We start from the raw sequence: 15436 nt of genomic DNA, 5'->3' as shown, positions 1-15436 counted from the left end.
ACGACCTGACGTCGCTATCCCAGGTCCTGAAGTTCGTTTTCGGTGATCAGTCCAAAGCCGTTCGTGGCCAGCGTGATCTGCGCCTGATCGATGTTGTCGACCATCAACGCCACCACTGTCCGCTCTCTTTTTTGGACCATCAGCGTGTAGGTTTGCAGCAAATTCACCTCTGCACGCAAAAGTGCCGTGCAGACGTCAAGCATCGGTTGGTCGGTCATCGGCAACTCAATCGCGATCAGGTCGCTCTCGATAATTGCCAGCCCGGCACGCTCAAGAATCTCTCGTCCCTGTTCGGGGTGACTGAGAATGATCCGCAGCAGGCTGCATTCGGCGGCATCGCTGATGCTTAGCGCCATGATGCGAACTTTGGAACCGCGGAAACGACGCAATAGGCCATTCAACGCCCCGACGCGATTTTCCAAAAAGACAGTAAACTGTCGGATGGTGGGATAGTCTCTTCCACGTGCCGTTTCAAAATCGATGACGGCACCGAAGTCCTCACCTTCACTTCCCTGACTCATGAAATTTGCTCAACTGTAAGAACGAACGACTCGGTCCCATCGTGGGAGCCAAAAACGGGTGCGGCGAGCAACCTTCAGCCGCGAAAATGCGACTTTTATCACGGAAAATGTAAGGCACACTATGGGTTCGGTCAATCCAACGAACATTTCAAGGTCGATTCCGCTGCAACATCGAGCAGAACTCAGGGTTCGCTTCGAAGAAACCGACGCACAGGGCCATGTTCACCATTCCAAGTACCTCAACTATTTCGAAGTCGCCCGAGGGGAAATGTTCCGGGCTGGCGGTCGCTCGTATCGAGAAATGGAAGAACAGGGTTACATGCTGGTCGTCGTCAAAGCGACCTGTGATTACAGAAGCTCGGCTCGATTCGACGATTTGCTGGTCATCGACACAAAAGTCGTCCGTTCCAAAGGCGTCCGGATCGTGCACCACTACGAAATTCGCAACGGAGACGACATCGTTTGTGTCGGCGAAACGGTCCTGGCCTGCGTGGACCGTTCCGGAAACGTGCAGCCGCTGCCAGAGTGGCTGCGAATCAAAATTTAGCTTTTGCGTCTTACACTGGTATGATGAAGCCCGGGAAGCTGCAGCGTTTTGGCTGTTGCCACTGAACGGAAAACCACATCCGCGTTTTTTCCCCGCTTAAGCGTGCGTGACAACCACGGCTTTCCATCCTGCCTCAATCATACAGCGTCTCCATGAGCCTTCCACCGTCGCGTCGCCGCAAACTAGCCAGATTCGCTGCCAGAAAACGTGCTGCACGTAAGCCTTTTCAATTCGCCGCACTCGAGCCGCGAAATTTGCTGGCCAGCCTGTATGTTTCTCCATCTGGCGACGACGCAAACGTCGGCTCGATCGATCAGCCGTTCCAAACCATCAACGCCGCGATTCAACTGGCACAGCCTGGCGATCAAGTCCTGATTCGGGAAGGAACCTATCGCGAAACGATTCAGTCTGTCCGAAGCGGTGATGCTGCAAATCCGATCACGATCCAAAGCTACAACGGTGAAGAAGTTGTCGTATCTGCAAGCGAAATCGTGTCCGGGCCATGGACCGAAACTGCGGCAGGAAGCGGCATTTACTCGACTTCCACTTCGCACGGTTTGCCGACCAACTTTTGGAGTTCCGGCAGCGATGTCTCGGATTCCAACGGAAACTTGATCGCACGCGTCGCCAACGTTGATACCTATTCGACTCGGACGGTGCAAAGTGATCAGTCCAGCGACGTTTGGAACTTTTTCGACCAGTCTGTCACTTACAGCGTGCGTGGCGCGTCGTTTGAGAGCGTTGGAAGTTTCCCGTTTCCACTCGATCAGGCCTCTGCACGCTTCACGATCATGCCTGCCAATGTCGGTGGATGGTCTGCGGACGACAGCGTCAACGTTGAGTTGTTCGGCGATGGCGAACTGGCGTTGCGAGTCAAAAACGACACTCCGAATTCGTGGGGCGATCGTGTCGGCACCGTCACAGACGTCGCGATTACAGGATTTGATTTGACTCTTGAACCCGGAGCCAGCGGGTTTGTGGATTACGAGCTGATTGCGTTTCCGACGACTGAAGTCGTCGCGGTCGGTGCCTGGGAAATCGATCAAGCGGATTGGTCGGACGGAGGAGACGGCAGCCAATCGTTTGTGCAGTTCTTTTTCCAGGAAGGCATCGCTCCTGACACCGATGCGAACCAGGTTTTTGAATTCAGGATGGACTCGTTTGAGATTCACTCCGACGGCGGTGTTGTTCTGATTGACCATTTCGAGGACGGAGAACTGGCAACCGTCGACTCGTTTCCTTCCGGTCGCGACCTGAGTTTAACTTCAGGCTACGATCAGATTTTCGTCGACGGGGTGGCCCAATACGAAGCCCGTCACATCAATCGGAATTCGGATGATTTGTTGCAGGCTGACGGAGCCACGCTGACAGTTTTTGATGACTACACAATTAACGGAAACAGTTTTGTTGGTCAGCCAGACAACTACTTCGCCGACTCACGCTTCATCGGTCGCGTCGGACAGGGCTGGTCCAGGCAAACCGCGGTGGTGAATTCCAGCACCAGCGGTGCGATTACGCTGGATTCGAGTTCCGTTTCCACTTGGTGGTGGCCGAACTTCGCCAGCCAAACCTCCGACGGTGGCATCGGGAACTTTTACGGAAAGATCGATTTTCTGGATGCTGATCGAGAGTGGCATTTGCAGAAAGATGCCAGCGGAGGCGACACGTTGTTCTTGCGAGTCGACGGCGGCGCTGATCCAACGAACCACCTGGTTGAGCAAAAAGTTCGCAACTGGACGATCAACATCAACGATCACGACCACATCGTCGTGTCTGGTCTGACTCTTCGCGGCGGCGCAGTGCGGCTCGACGGTGACAATCTCGTTTTTGAGAATAACGAAGCCCGCTACCTCAGCCATTTCGAGACGTGGGAGCAAGGCCATCACATTGATGGCGGTTTCGAATCGGGTGGCGGAGTCGTGGTTAGCGGCAGCAACAATATCGTCCGCGACAATGAGATCGAGCAGACTGCTGGTTCGGGGGTTGTCGTCAATGGAGCCAACCATCAGATCGTCGACAACCATATTCATGACTTCGATTACTCAGGAACCTATGCTGCCGGAGTCGTTATTTTCGGTGACAACCATCAGGTCAACCACAACACGATTCACGACGGCGGTCGCGATCTGATTCGGCCAACCGGAGCCGGGCTGGAGATCATGTACAACGATTTGGCTCGAGCCGGACGACTGGCTCATGACGTCGGCGCAATTTACACGTGGGGCCAGGACGGCGCGGAAACGTCCGGCGAAAAGACTCGGATTGCCTACAACTGGATTCACGAAAAAGGTGATCCAACCGACAGCATTAGCACCGGAGTTTACCTCGACAATTTCAGCCAGAACTTTATCGTTGACCACAACGTAATTTGGGACTTTGACAAAGGTGGATTTGAGTCCGGCATTCGAATGAACGCTCCCAGCCTTGGGTTGGAGATCTATCACAACACATTTGTGGGCGCGCCTGCCGACGGACAGGTCACCAAAACGACTTTTAGTTCATGGCCCGACAGTAGTCCCGACAGTTTTTGGACCGCGGCAAATCACGAACTTGAATTTACTGCTTACAACAACTTGCTGATCGTACCCGGCACGGATCTGGATTCCCTCTTCAGCAACTTCAACAACGGAGATTTTCGATTGGCAGCCAGCGGTTCGGCGATCGATCCTGCGAACGTGACTGGCAATCGCGATTGGTCTACGCCCGACGGAGTCACGGGCGTACCGGCGGACTTTAACCTGTCGTTCTCCGATGGCCCGCTGGCGTTTGCCTATCACGAAGCTTACGGGAATGGCGTGGTGATTCCGGGGATCAACGATGGATTTCTCGGTCCAACACCTGACGATGGCGCATATGAATCGGGAAACAGTTTGTACTGGATTCCCGGTCGGCGACACGAAAAAGCATCGCTTCCGTCACCCGCGGACGAGCAATGGAGTGTGAGCCTGAGCAGTGATTTAATTTATCAGATCGGCGAATCCGGCGTCACAGCCGATATTTACTTTGGAGCCAGCGAAGCTTCGGTGCTTGGCGCGGACCAAGCGTCAGCCGAGTTCCTGGAGACACAGCCGAATTCAACGAACATGGTCAGCCTGGCAGCTCACTCGATTCAGCTGCAAGCCGCGACCGAATATTTTTGGCGTGTCGACACGAGGCTGTCGGATGGAACGGTCGTCGCCGGAGACGTGTGGCGTTTCGAAACGGACACGGGACAGGACTTGTTGGTTGTCAACAACGCTGGTGCGACAAACGTTACGGAAACCAGCGCCGTCGTCGGCGGCCAAATCATCTCAGCTCCCGACGCGGTGCTGATGGATGACTCTTTTGACGACGGAGACATCAGCACCAATGCAAATGGACTCGGTTCGGGATTTTACGCTCCCGCCGAAGCGGACTCGCAAGAATCCGATGGCGCCTGGCAGATCAGTGATTCGTCAGGAACGTGGACTTCCAGATCCATCAACACAAAAAACACGTTCACGTTTTCCGAGCGGCGCATGACGTTCAATTGGGCGACCGATGGCCTTACGGTGACCGACGGCAGCAACGATGAGGATCTGCATTTGGTTTTTCAGGTTGTCTCTGACGACGCTCCGGCCACTGTTACGACTGGACAGCAGTGGAATCTCGGCGAAGGCGGATTTTGGATCTCGCTTACCGCTCACGATCAGGGAACGAGGTCTCTGATCAATGGATCTTTAGTCGTTGGCGATGACAGCAACCTTGAAAGCGACAATGCGAACCTCACGACGTTGGCTTACTTCAGTTTTGAGCACAGTGACGGGGCGGAAATTTCGGCAGAGCTTTCGCTGGAAAACGTTATCAACACCCAGCGGTTCGAGTATGCGTTTTCGGTCCAAAGTGACGGCGAACTGGTTGCTTCGGGATCCGGTGAGACAGACGACTCGATCGTCGCCACCGATTTTCTTGCTGATGAACTTCTCGGAGGCGTGTGGTCCGGCGTGCATGTAGGGAATCGATATGGGGGCACCGGCTCGGTAAATATCGAATCGATGACCGTAGGTGAAGCTCCGGAAGTCACGGCCAGAATCGAATACTGGAAAGCCGGAGACGATTCGACGTTCATTGATCTGGGCGAGCAGTACGCTGAGTTTTCGACGTTGCTCACTGGACTTGAGTCAGGAGCAACCTACTTCTACAGAGCCCACGCTTCGACGGATTCGGATTCTGCGACAGCGGTTGGAACGCGTTCGTTTACGACTCTCGATTTGACCAGTCCTCAGATTGAGTCCGTTGTCCTCAATGGCGGCGATGCACAGCGAAGCATGCTGACAGAGATCGAGGTGACGTTTAGCGAAGAGATGGCGAACGTCGATGCAAGCTCATTCGTGCTGACCAATACTACGACCAGCGAGACCTACACTCCGCAAGTTTCGTCGCCGTTAGTCGCTGGAAAGACCGTCGCTACATTGACTTTCAGCGGGGACGACATTGTTGGCGGCTCGCTTCCTGACGGCGAATATGTGCTGACTACAGTTGCCTCAACCACTGTCGATCCGTCCGGGAATCAGCTTGACGGAAACAAAGATGGCTTGGGTGGCGATGACGCGATCGATTTCTTCTTTCGCCTGTTTGGCGACGGGGACGGAAACGGCCAAGTCAACGTTTTTGATTTGCTTGGTTTGCGGCAAGCCTACGGAATCGATGGTAACTACAACGCGGCGTACGACTTCGACACCAACGGTGTTGTCAACGTGTTGGACTTGCTTCCATTTCGGATCCGGTACGGCACTTCGTTGTAGCAACCCGCTTTTCACTGTCGCCCTGGCGGTTAAGAATTCACTTATCGGTTGTGCTACGTGAGCGCGATTTGGCAGCAATTGTTTGCTACAGAATTTCACGCTTTTTGTTGATGTAATCCCACACCACGAAGCGATCCAAATCACCGCCGGACGTGAAGAACACTCGGCCAGTCGTCGATTCACTCAAGCGGTACGCGAACCGGATATCTTCTTCCGATTGCGACCAACTCGGCACAAGGAATGTGTTGATCGTGATGCCTTCGTTGGCACACATCATCCCTTCCCGCATCGTAGCTTCTTCCGTTTTCTGGTGCGGCGGATACAGCATGAACAATTCGGAATCTTCGAAGTGAGCTGTCGGCAAACCATCCGTGATCAGCATCACCTGCTTGTTCGGCGTGTTCACGTTGGCCAGCAACTGCCGCGCGAGTCGCAGCGAATGCTGGATATTCGTAAAGTGCGGATGGATCATGTGTTCGCTCACGTCATCGCGACTCATGTCGACCTTCAGTTGCACGACTGGATGATGAATCGTGACAGGTTTTGGCATCAGGTCGATGATTTCACGCTGCGTGCGAACCTTACCAAACGTGTACATCTCGATGAAATTCAAATAGTCGCCAGGGTACTCGCTGCGAATCAGCCCATCCATCGCCAATGCCATTCGTTTCACATTCACGTATTGGCTGTCGTAGCGCATCGATCCGCTCATGTCCATAATGATCACCGTTGCGGCTTTCGGATTGTTCCGAGTCCGGTGGATCTCGATGTCGTCCGCCTTGAGCCTAATCGGTCGCTGGGTTGAGTCGCGAATCATCGCATTGATAAACGTTTGCGGCACATCCATGTTCGCAATCGAATCACCGAACTCGTAAGGCTTGGTCGATTGCATCTCGACAGCCCCTTCGCCGTTAACGGCCGCATCAAAATGTCGGCCGCTGTTCGATTCCTTGAGGTGACTGAAGATCCGCGAGAGCAGTTTGTTCTGAAACGTGCGATAGGCCTTGGGAGTCAATTCATACTTGCCGCCGTTTTTCTGAAAGCCCTGCTCTTCCGCGACGCGATCGATGTAGTCCTGAATCTGCCGCTGCATCTCCTGCAACGAATGCTGCTGGTCTTCATCGAGGAACTGACCCATCTCCTCGACGTCCAGAATCGCGATCTGACCGTTCTGCTTGGCGTCCTCGATTTGATCGAGCAACTCCTCGATCTTGTCCAGCATCTGCTTGAGCTCGATCGCCTCCGGAATTGTCAGCGACTCGCGACCTGTGAAGTCATAATTTGCGTGCAACTCGTCGACCTGATATTTGTCCTGAAGTCGCGCGATCACCGACATCAGATGCTGAGCCGTTTCATCGGCGTCGTTGTTGACTCGATACCAGAGGTTTTCCAATTCATGCAACTGCTGACGCGTCACGGCTTCGTCATAAGCGGACTTGAGCGAGTCCTTCAACTGCGGACCAGACTTGGCCGTTTTGCGAAACGCTTTACTGGCTTTCTTGCGAACCGAATCTGTTTCGTAGCGTTCCAGCAGTTTCCTTTTTTGATCCTCCAGCGTCGCCTTCATGAAATCAAGGCTGGGGCCAAACTGTGAAAGCTGCGATGGATCGATCTTGATCGCCCGAGCCATCTCTTCTTCCGTCAACGGTCGCTGCGAACCCCACGACAGCATCTGGTTCATCATCGGAGTCACAACGTCCGACTCCGGAGCACGCGGACCGGGAATGTTGACGGGATCGTACTTCGTGTACGTGTGAAGGATCCCGCCACGTCGCTTTGGTTTGTCTGACGGTTTCATAAAAGCATTTCCGGCGAAGGTGCGACTGGAGTTCGAGCGATTGCGTTAACCCGGAACAAACTCATCCGCTGACTTGATCGAGCACGCAAAGTCAGCCAGAAGGATTGCAGCGTTGGCGATGTCGTCAAGCGAAATCACCTCCACGGCGCTGTGCATGTACCGGTTGGGGATCCCTATCAGACCCGTTGCAACACCGCCACGATTAACCTGAATCGCGTTGGAGTCGTTTGGAGCCGCCCGGCCAAGTGCACTGGCCTGAACCGATAGTTCGTCTTTTGCGGCAGCAAGTTCGTGCAGCCGCGCGTTGACTTTCTGGTTCACGTTCGGGCCGCGGACAACGACCGGACCGCCGCCCAGTTTAATGTCGCCCAGTTGATTTTTGTCGACTTTTGGACAGTCCGTTGCATGAGTCACGTCGATCGCGACTCCAACATGCGGGTCAATGCTGAAGGCTGCGGTGCGGGCACCTCGCAAACCGATTTCTTCCTGCACGGTGCTGACGGCATAGACGCCAATTTTGACACCCGCTTCTGCCGCGATTCGCATGGCCTCAACCGCTACCCAAACTCCCGTGCGATTGTCGGTCGCCGGAGAGGTCACCAAATTGTTTTGCAGTCGCGTCATCCCCAATTCGAGCGTGACGCTGTCTCCAATGTCGACGATTGATTCAGCCTGTTCGCGATCTGTTGCGCCGATGTCGATCCACAGCTCTTTCGTCTTCACGACCTTTTTTCGCTCCGCGTCATCCAGCAAGTGGATTGCTTTGCGCGCAATCACACCTTCGACAGGGCCGTTCTTCGTCCAGATCGTCATCCGCTGCCCGATCAGCTGCTGCGGATCCCAGCCACCGACGGTTTGCGTGTAGATGAAACCGAATTCGTCAATGTACGAAACAATCAAACCGATTTGGTCGCAGTGACCGGCCAGCATCAGCCGAACATCGGCGTCCGGGTTCTTGCAAAGAATCAAATTGCCGTGAAGATCGGTCTCGATCGAATCCGCGAAGCCACCGGCGTACTCACGAACCGCTGACTGAACAGGCTCTTCGTAGCCCGAAACCCCGGGAGTGTTCAGCAGTGTCTCAAAAAATTCAAATGATTGTTCGTTCACAGTCGTCCCTTGGAAAAAGTTCGTTCAGAACAATCTAGCGATCATCGGGCTCCGTCGCCACCGGATTCAAAAACCAACTATAATTTACGCTTCGACTCGCTAACCACCTCCAAACCATTTCCAGTCATTCACATGAATCGTCTACAAGGTTTTACCGTCGCCAGTCTCGTGCTCGCCGGGGCAATCTTCTTTTTCAAAGCCGAACAGTGCCGTGGCGAAACGAAGCTGCCTGAGTTGCCGAACTTCGTCGTCATCTTTGTCGATGACATGGGCTACAACGACATCGGTCCGTTTGGTGCCGAAGGGATCGAAACGCCACACCTTGATCAGATGGCTGCCAACGGCATGAAGTTCACGGACTTCCAGGTTTCGTCAGCTGTCTGTTCGGCTTCGCGTGCCGCGTTGCTGACAGGCTGCTATCACACACGCGTCAGCGTCCACGGCGCCTATATGCCCGCGCGAAAAGCCGGCTTGCATCCGGACGAAATGACTTTGGCGGAACTTTGTAAACAAAAGAATTATGCAACGGCCTGTTTCGGCAAATGGCATCTGGGCCACCACCCGCCTCTGATGCCAAACGCTCAAGGCTTCGACGAATACTTTGGTTTGCCTTACTCGAACGACATGTGGCCGTATCAACCAAAATCAGCGGATCCAAAAAGCAAGATTCACTCGTTTGACTTTCCGAGCCTGCCGCTCTACGAAAACAACACGGTCGTCAACGCTGACGTGAAAGCTGAAGATCAAGCCAGGTTGACAACTCAGTACACCGAACGTGCGGTTGACTTCATCGAACGAAATAGTGACAAGCCCTTCTTGCTGTACATTCCGCATTCGATGGTTCACGTTCCGCTCTATGTATCGGACAAGTTCAAAGGCAAGAGCGAACGTGGTCTTTATGGTGACGTCGTGATGGAAATTGATTGGTCGGTGGGACAGATCACAGAAGCGTTGAAGAAAAATGGCGTCGCCGACAACACGCTCGTCGTATTCACCAGCGACAATGGCCCATGGTTAAACTATGGAGACCACGCCGGGTTGGCCCATCCGCTTCGCGAGGGGAAAGGCACGATGTTTGAAGGAGGCTGCCGCGTGCCCACGATCATGCAATGGCCGGGCGTGATTCCTCCAGGGTCGACCTGTGATCAGCTAGTTTCGTCGATCGATATTTTTCCAACGATCGCCAATCGGATTGGCGCCACGTTGCCAGATCATCCGATCGATGGCGTCGACATTCTGAGCGTCCTCAAGGATCCGAAAGCGAAAATCGATCGGAAATATTTCTTTCACTACTACGGCGGCGGTCAACTGCATGCCGTTCGGGATCAGCGTTGGAAGTTGCATTTTGCGCACCAGTACCGCACGCTGGGTGGCCGAAAGGGCGGCGAAAACGGGCTTCCTGTGAATTATGACTATATTAAGTGCGAGCCCGCGTTGTACGATCTGGATAATGATATTGGTGAAACAGTCAATCTGATCGAAGCCCATCCGGACATTGTCGCCCGTTTAAAAAAGGCCGCTGACGTTTGTCGTGCAGAACTTGGCGACAAGCATCTTGGACTTAAAGGCGAAGGCGTTCGCCCGGCAGGTAAAGTGGAATAGGACGCGGCTGAATCGACTGATCGGCGGGTCCAAACCGGGGTCCGGATCCATCGTGACAGCAATTGGCCACGGCACTGTCGGTTAGGCAAACCAGGTAACTGGCTGCGTGACAGATTTTGGCGAAATTTGAGCAGTTGCTGAACTGGGTGTGAGAGAGGCTTCTTCACCGCACGATAAATTTGATATCTGAACTTGAGTCCCATCCAGTTTTCAACCATGTCGAACTCCAAAAACTCTTCGCCCAACAAGGGCTCATCCAGAAGCAGCTCTTCATCATCGAGGAGCAAGCGGCGGATGAAACGGAAGATCGAAAACTTCTCAAAAAGCGTCGGGCTATCCCCTGTCAAAATTGTGCTGTCGCTGTTGTTTCTGGCGATAATCGGGTACTTCATCTTCAGCGTTGCGTTCTCCGGAAAAGAGAATCAGGTCGCAGACTATTCTCCGAGTGCATCCAAGTTGATGCAGCAAGAGTTGACGATCGATCAGCAGCTTGAAGAAATGCTCAACAAACAAATCTTCAGGAACCAGAACTTCCTCGTCGTCATCGAGCAAATGAGCGGCTTGGAAGATGAGCTTTCCAAGATCGAGGAAAATAACGAGCTCACGAAAGATCAGCAGCTGAAAGTTGAGCAGCTTCGTCTGCGAAATAAAAGCGTCATCGTGATGGTGATGGTCAAGAACAAGGTGACGTGCGAGGCCGAGCAGGATGACTTGTACGAATACTGCAAAGCGAGAGTGGACTCGGAGGATGCGAAGCTTAGAGAGCTCGCCCGTTTTTGGCGTTGCGTAATTCCGACCATTCAGTTTCGTGAGAATCCTACAGAGGAAACTTTTAAAACCTTCTCAGACGTGATTCAGAAATATCCTGACGGGTTTTTGGATTCGCCCGAGCACGCCACAACGATCTCGCGTTTGGTCCTTAACCTGAGTCAGGGCAATCCGGCGACACTGCCGCTTGCCAAACAGGGATATCGCGTTTTGGCCGCTGAGATGGCGGAGAGCAGTCTCCCTGAGATCCAGAACATGAGCGAAAAACTGGAAGAGCTGGCGGTCTTTGGCGAATTCGATCTGCCGTCGCTGCAGTACCGGCTTACGTGGAGTGACCCGACGGGTGCGCGAGACATCGAAGGAGCTCTCGACCGACTGGCTGAGTCTCCAGATTCCGATCTGATGACCTGGATTCTCCTGATTCGCAGCTACGAAAGTTATCTTGCGACCGACAGGATTGAACAGGCCGGCGCAGCCTGGCGTAAAGTTTGGGATTTATCGGAGCAGTTGTCTGCCAAACGCAAAGAGGCGATCCAGAAAGCTCTGGAACGCCAGAAAATCCGCGCAATGTCAATCGGTACCAAGTTTGATGTTTCCGGTCCGATGCTCACCAACGGGGTAGATGACAATCCCCAGTCCGAAGACTTTACGGCAATCCTGTTTTGCGACAAAAGTAAAAATTCGATGAGCGCTTTGGTTGCGCTGCGAAAGCAATCCGGCAGCAAGCAACTCAAGTATCGTCCGGTGCTCGCGTTCGAGAAGGAGTTGGGAGAAAAAGACCTTGAGTCGCTCAAGCATGTCCCCAAAGAAATTTCCGTTGCAGCTCGAGAGACGGCATTGAAGTACTTCGAGGCGTTCCCTGCGGATTTCTTTCCGTATGTGATTCTCGTCGACAAGGAAGGTACCGTCGTGGCCGCCAACCTCGCCATTGAGCAAATCACCAATCGTGTCGCAACAATCAGCGCCGACGCGAGACGAGCTCGAGCAGCGAGAGCACTTGAATCAGGGACCCCCACGCTGTCGCAGTAGCGCGTTTGGGCTGCCGAATGATTCGGCATTGCCGATCGCTTTAACACTGCCGAACGCTACTGCGCTGCCGAACGCTTTGTTGATTGGCAGTACAGCTCTTCCCGTTTTCCGACGCAGCTTAGTAGCGAGATTGCGTTTGGCCAGTGAACTGACGTGCAGCACTCAGCGGCGGTTGCGGACTTTCGTTTTGACCGCCGAACAAATCAGACGTGGTCGAACTCGACATTCTTCCGATGTGATCTTGAAGCCCATCAGTGACTTGATTCAACTCCGCCATGTCGTTCGAGTTGAACAGTGAATTGCTTTGAGACCCGCTTTCTGTTCGGCCGAGCATACGATCCAGAAAGCTTGGCTGAGTCTTGTCGCGAGGCGGAAACAGCTTGCCCAATCCGGCCATGATCGGTCCCGGCGTCTCTGCTCCATTGGTTCCAAATTGCGGCGTTCCGATATTTTTCAGTTTGTCCAGAAAGCCAAAATTCGGAAGTGTTGGCTTTTTAAAACGCACGTCCAGAAGGCCGGCAAGTGGCTTCGGCATTTCCAGTTTTTTAAACCCGAGAATTGAATCCGTTTTGTCCGAGACCTGCCCGGCGGCTTCGTTAACATTTCGAGTCAAATCCTGTATCGAAGGAATCTGAGCCTCTGCTCGCGGTGCGGCGGCAAAAAACAGGGCCAACAGAATCGCCATTTTAAGGATCGTTTGCATGGGTATCTCGCGTTTAAAGTATTGGCCTTGGGCCTAAATCCAGGCGGCGGGAGTTTTTCAAAGCAAGTGCATTGCGTCCAGACCAAAATTTACGAATGCTAGCCGTGAAATTGCCGACATTCACTGCGTCGTCCGATAGTTGATCGAATACGATTCGGCTATCATGACGTGATCTGAACTCCATCTCTGATAGCAGCCATGTCTTCGGATTTCACCGAACATCAATCCGACGATGAACTTCGTAAAGCCCGGAAGCTGAGCGTTGAGCCGACGCGCCCACCGGCGAAAATTGAAGGCTACTCCATTCAAAACTTCATCGGTCGCGGATCCTACGGAGAAGTTTGGTCCGCGATTGATCAGAAGACAGGCAAACGGGTCGCCGTCAAATTCTACGCCCAGCGGTCCAGCGTCGATGTCGCACAGCTGGCTCAAGAAGTAGAAAAGCTCGTCGTTCTGGCAGCGGATCGACACGTCGTCCAATTGCTCGACGTGGGTTGGGACGCTTCGCCGCCGTTCTATGTCATGGACTTCATCGAATCGGGCTCACTCGAAGACCGAATCAAAACTGGCAACGCGATGCCCGTCGACCGCGCTGTCGAAGTGTTTCGCGAAGTTGCGACCGGGCTGATGCACTTGCATGGCAAAGGCGTTTTGCACTGCGACCTGAAACCGGGAAACGTTTTGCTGGACACCGACGGTAAGCCGCGGCTTGCCGATTTTGGCCAATCTCGACTTAAAACAGACAGTTCATCGGCTCTTGGAACGTTGTTTTACATGGCTCCCGAGCAAGCTGACCTTCGTTCGGCACCGGATGCCAAGTGGGACGTTTACGGACTGGGAGCGTTGCTCTTTACGATGCTCACCGGAAAGCCGCCGTACTACTCGGATGACCTGAAACAGAAAGTTGAAGCCGCCGAAACGCTTCGCGATCGATTGAAGATCTACCGTCAGACTTTACTTGGCTCCAAACGGCCGCGCGAACATCGCAGTATTCCCGGAGTAGACCGAACGTTGGCCGATATCATCGATCGATGCGTCGCGGCTCGTCCATCAGATCGGTTTGCAAGCGCGCAGAGTGTGCTGGTCGCGTTGCAACAGCGGGACGTCAAACATCAACAGCGGCCGTTGATGCTGTTGGGGATTCTTGGTCCGGTGCTGTTGCTGGTTCTAATGAGTCTGTTTGGTTGGTGGGCTGTTCATCAGGCGACAAAAGATGCTGACAGTGCGATTATCGCGAAAGCCAGAGACAGCAATCAGTTTGCAGCTCAACTTGCAGCCCGAAGTGCGGCCGAACAGTTGGATGAATATTTTCGAGTGGTGAGGCAGATCTCGAAAGATGAAGCTTTTCTGGAAGCATTTGATTCGATGCTTCAGGACGAGGAACTCGCTGCGATCCGTCGTCAGCTGAGCGACCCCAACAAGAACAGGCTCGAATCGTCAGCACCGTTGCAGCAAGCTCTCGTGGATCACCCTGCCCGTCAGAAGTTGCAACCGTTCTTACAGGAGTTGCTTGATGATCCGCACGGCGAATTTCCGGAAGCGGCGAGTTGGTTCGTGACCGATCGTATTGGAAACCAGGTTGCGGGTGCCTTCGAAGGCGGGAAAGGCCGGACGGTAGGCAAGAACTTTTCCTTCCGCACATACTTTACGGGTCTGCCTTGCGATTTGAAGGACGATGAAAAATCGGCGGTTCGACCCTATCTTGTCGAGCCTGACCCTGAGAAGCGTCCAATTATTCAGAAGCCACACCTGTCGGCGAGCTTTTTGAGTCAGGCTTCCAATCTCAGAAAAGTTGCTTTCTCTGCTCCGATACGCGATGACCAGAACGAAATCGTTGGCATCGTTGCCGTGACGGTGAACCTTGGAAAACTGGTCGACTTCGATGACTCGTTCTACCATTATGTCATGTTGGTCGACAATCGGGAAAACGCGGAAGGAAAACCGGTCGGAATCATTCTTGAGCACCCGCTGTTTGTAAACGCCAGACGTCAAAGTGCGGGACAACGTTTGCCGGACGAGTTGACTGATGTTCAGGTTGATTTGCAGCAATTGGTCGATTCGTACACGAGCAGTGATCCATTTAGCGAGACAGAATCGGGGCAGAAAAACGACTACGATCGTGAGTTCATTGTGGCCAGTTCTGATGTCAGCAAAGTTCAGCTTGGATCACCGAATGACGTTGGCGTGACTGGCCGAGATGGAATCTTTGTCGTTGCGCTGGAAGATTACGAGTCGGTGATGAGGCCGTCTCGCAAGCTCAGTGAACGGCTTGGCAGGCTCGCAATCATGGCCTTTCTGATCTTGCTGTCGGTGGCGATTGCGATGTGGTTGCTGGTGAATCGAATGTTCCGAGAATCGCGTCGACGCCTTGTTGGGATTCCAGGTGACGGCAGTTTGAGCACTTTCGGAAGCAGCAATTCGACTCCGTCGACTACGGGCAGTGAGCAAGGAGCCACCACGCGTGGGTCCGAGGATAAAGCCAAGACCAACTAATGGCTGTCGAACGCATCGCTGACGGCGGCATTCGCTGCGGCGTTAAATGAAACGGTCTGTTCGCGACCTGAGGCCAACGTTCAATACGCTCCGTAAGTTCAA

General features: G+C 53.6%; 9 protein-coding genes. 5 read left to right on the top strand and 4 right to left on the bottom strand.

Annotated elements, in window-relative coordinates; translation table 11 throughout:
• Positions 1-14: 14 nt before the first annotated feature.
• The gene (locus MFFC18_RS12195) at positions 15-521 is read right to left on the bottom strand and encodes an acetolactate synthase (RefSeq protein ID WP_075084514.1); all 507 of its coding nucleotides are present in this window, start codon (positions 519-521) and stop codon (positions 15-17) included.
• A 121-nt stretch (positions 522-642) separates the two neighbouring features.
• Here MFFC18_RS12195 and MFFC18_RS12190 point away from each other — a divergent pair, with 121 nt between their 5' ends.
• Together MFFC18_RS12190 and MFFC18_RS12185 are read left to right on the top strand one after the other, a co-directional pair.
• A complete protein-coding gene (locus MFFC18_RS12190; RefSeq protein ID WP_075084513.1) occupies positions 643-1068 on the top strand; it encodes an acyl-CoA thioesterase in 426 nt (141 codons plus the stop codon).
• Positions 1069-1220: 152 nt separating this feature from the next.
• Entirely contained in the window at positions 1221-5831 is a 4611-nt protein-coding gene (locus MFFC18_RS12185) for a DUF1565 domain-containing protein (RefSeq protein ID WP_075084512.1), read from the top strand.
• An 85-nt stretch (positions 5832-5916) separates the two neighbouring features.
• On the opposite strand, the gene MFFC18_RS12180 is transcribed toward MFFC18_RS12185, so the two are convergent.
• Positions 5917-7629, bottom strand: a complete 1713-nt coding sequence (locus tag MFFC18_RS12180; protein ID WP_075084511.1) for a vWA domain-containing protein — start codon at positions 7627-7629, stop codon at positions 5917-5919.
• Between the two features lie 45 nt (positions 7630-7674).
• The gene (locus tag MFFC18_RS12175; RefSeq protein WP_075084510.1) at positions 7675-8739 is read right to left on the bottom strand and encodes a M42 family metallopeptidase; all 1065 of its coding nucleotides are present in this window, start codon (positions 8737-8739) and stop codon (positions 7675-7677) included.
• 132 nt (positions 8740-8871) lie between these two features.
• Between MFFC18_RS12175 and MFFC18_RS12170 the strand changes: the two genes are divergently transcribed.
• Positions 8872-10341, top strand: coding sequence for a sulfatase family protein (locus MFFC18_RS12170; protein ID WP_075084509.1), 1470 nt, complete (start codon positions 8872-8874; stop codon positions 10339-10341).
• Between the two features lie 294 nt (positions 10342-10635).
• Complete coding sequence (locus MFFC18_RS12165) at positions 10636-12138, top strand: hypothetical protein (RefSeq protein WP_075084508.1); 1503 nt, start codon at positions 10636-10638, stop codon at positions 12136-12138.
• A 118-nt stretch (positions 12139-12256) separates the two neighbouring features.
• Here the strand turns inward: MFFC18_RS12165 and MFFC18_RS12160 are convergent, their stop codons facing one another.
• Complete coding sequence (locus MFFC18_RS12160; RefSeq protein WP_075084507.1) at positions 12257-12841, bottom strand: hypothetical protein; 585 nt, start codon at positions 12839-12841, stop codon at positions 12257-12259.
• A gap of 198 nt (positions 12842-13039) precedes the next feature.
• Here MFFC18_RS12160 and MFFC18_RS12155 point away from each other — a divergent pair, with 198 nt between their 5' ends.
• Positions 13040-15334, top strand: coding sequence for a serine/threonine protein kinase (locus tag MFFC18_RS12155; RefSeq protein ID WP_075084506.1), 2295 nt, complete (start codon positions 13040-13042; stop codon positions 15332-15334).
• Positions 15335-15436 lie beyond the last annotated feature (102 nt).

It is taken from the genome of Mariniblastus fucicola, from assembly GCF_008087665.1.
Lineage (GTDB): Bacteria > Planctomycetota > Planctomycetia > Pirellulales > Pirellulaceae > Mariniblastus > Mariniblastus fucicola.
The sequence above is the reverse complement of the archived record's forward strand: the minus strand, read 5'-3'. Positions and strand labels throughout refer to the sequence as shown.

Excerpts from the sequence above, each read along its gene's own strand:
- MFFC18_RS12195 (WP_075084514.1), bottom strand. The coding sequence starts at position 521 with ATGAGTCAGGGAAGTGAAGGTGAGGACTTCGGTGCCGTCATCGATTTT.
- MFFC18_RS12190 (WP_075084513.1), top strand. The coding sequence starts at position 643 with ATGGGTTCGGTCAATCCAACGAACATTTCAAGGTCGATTCCGCTGCAA.
- MFFC18_RS12185 (WP_075084512.1), top strand. The coding sequence starts at position 1,221 with ATGAGCCTTCCACCGTCGCGTCGCCGCAAACTAGCCAGATTCGCTGCC.
- MFFC18_RS12180 (WP_075084511.1), bottom strand. The coding sequence starts at position 7,629 with ATGAAACCGTCAGACAAACCAAAGCGACGTGGCGGGATCCTTCACACG.
- MFFC18_RS12170 (WP_075084509.1), top strand. The coding sequence starts at position 8,872 with ATGAATCGTCTACAAGGTTTTACCGTCGCCAGTCTCGTGCTCGCCGGG.
- MFFC18_RS12165 (WP_075084508.1), top strand. The coding sequence starts at position 10,636 with ATGAAACGGAAGATCGAAAACTTCTCAAAAAGCGTCGGGCTATCCCCT.
- MFFC18_RS12160 (WP_075084507.1), bottom strand. The coding sequence starts at position 12,841 with ATGCAAACGATCCTTAAAATGGCGATTCTGTTGGCCCTGTTTTTTGCC.
- MFFC18_RS12155 (WP_075084506.1), top strand. The coding sequence starts at position 13,040 with ATGTCTTCGGATTTCACCGAACATCAATCCGACGATGAACTTCGTAAA.